This window comes from Nostoc sp. UIC 10890, assembly GCF_054786515.1.
On record NZ_JBSGKF010000156.1, the window covers coordinates 1 to 1347 of the forward strand.

A 1347-nucleotide genomic window follows, 5' to 3' on the forward strand; every position below is an offset into this window, starting at 1 on the left:
TTTAGACCATTTCCAGCCACCATCCTCATCAGGAGTAAGAAAATAAGTTTCTTCTCCTATTTCGATTCGACATTTTAGATCAATAGCTGATTCTATTGATTTGTAAATAAACTCTCCTAAAGGATAAATAAAAGCTCTAATAAAATGCTGACTAGCTCTAGCGTAAGCAGAAGTGAGTTGCAAATGTCGTTCATCAAACATATTTTTTTTAATTATTTATACACTGTGCCTTGTGCTGTACTTTTGTTTATGAACAACAGTTGCAGCGGACTTGCAAATATTTATTATTAACAGGGTTTTCTAAAATCCGAGAACAAGATTGACGTAAAATCTCATATTGTTGCCACTTAGCCCCCAAGTATTTGACATCAATGAGCTTACCTTGGGGTGTAACTCGATTAAAAACAATATGAATGTAAACGTTACTTGGATTAATATCAAAAAAACAAATGTACTGCAAATCATGCCAGCCAATACCATAAATATATTGATTAACAATTTGAATACATAATTGTTGATTTAGGTTAATATAAATATTTTTCAAACTGATGACAATATAGATTCCCAAACTCTTAAGTCTTGGTCTAGTTCCAGATAAGGTATTAAAATTGTCAATAATTTGAGTTAAAGTCAGATTAATATCAATGAAACTACCATTAGCGAGAATATGCTGTTGAGATAAAGTTCTAATTAAGTCAAAACTATCAATCTTCAATTCTTCAATAGTCATTTTCATAATATTAAAACCCGATATCAGAAGGAACTTGGTCTTGATTAACCATACTGCCAACGTTTTTTGATGTCAGACCGGGATTATTAGAAACAGCTTGAGGATTTTGGGGAATGGGAAAGCGTAACTCAACTTGCTTAACTCGCAAAGCTAAATCTTGCCCAGAGGGAAATTTCTGTGTACTTTTCCTAGCTAGTAAACTAACAATTCTCGCCCATTTCAGTTGATTGTATTTCTCAATATTTTTCAGAGTCTGAGAAATTTTAATAGTTTTCAACAGTGGAACTGAACCTTCCTTTTTATTAGCATAAGTAGGGTTAATGAAAACGCATTTGCCAGCAATTAACTTCAGAAATTGAGCCGATTCAAAAAGCTTTCTAGTTTTCTCTTGCTCACTAATACTAGTGCTATTATTTTTACCCCCAGTAGAACGGCTTTTTTGCTTGTACTTAATCTCTTCATCACCTAAGAAGTTGGAAAACAATTGCGCTGACTCGTTCTCACCAGGATTGAATATAAACTTAGTGCTGCAAGCACCAAGGATAGCCTTAGCGATATCTTTACCGTAGTTCTTCTCAAGCTGCCCCATATTTTGGAAGCCGATAATACCGCAGAAG

The 1347-nt window shown here is 33.9% G+C and carries 3 protein-coding genes; all 3 read right to left on the minus strand.

Features of this window, described 5'->3' with window-relative positions:
- Positions 1-201 (minus strand): hypothetical protein (locus tag ACWATR_RS40060; protein ID WP_460345952.1); only part of this gene is annotated, 201 nt, incomplete at its 3' end.
- Between the two features lie 46 nt (positions 202-247).
- Entirely contained in the window at positions 248-736 is a 489-nt protein-coding gene (locus tag ACWATR_RS40065) for a relaxase/mobilization nuclease domain-containing protein (RefSeq protein WP_460345955.1), read from the minus strand.
- A 4-nt stretch (positions 737-740) separates the two neighbouring features.
- Positions 741-1347 (minus strand): TraM recognition domain-containing protein (locus tag ACWATR_RS40070; protein ID WP_460345959.1); only part of this gene is annotated, 607 nt, incomplete at its 5' end.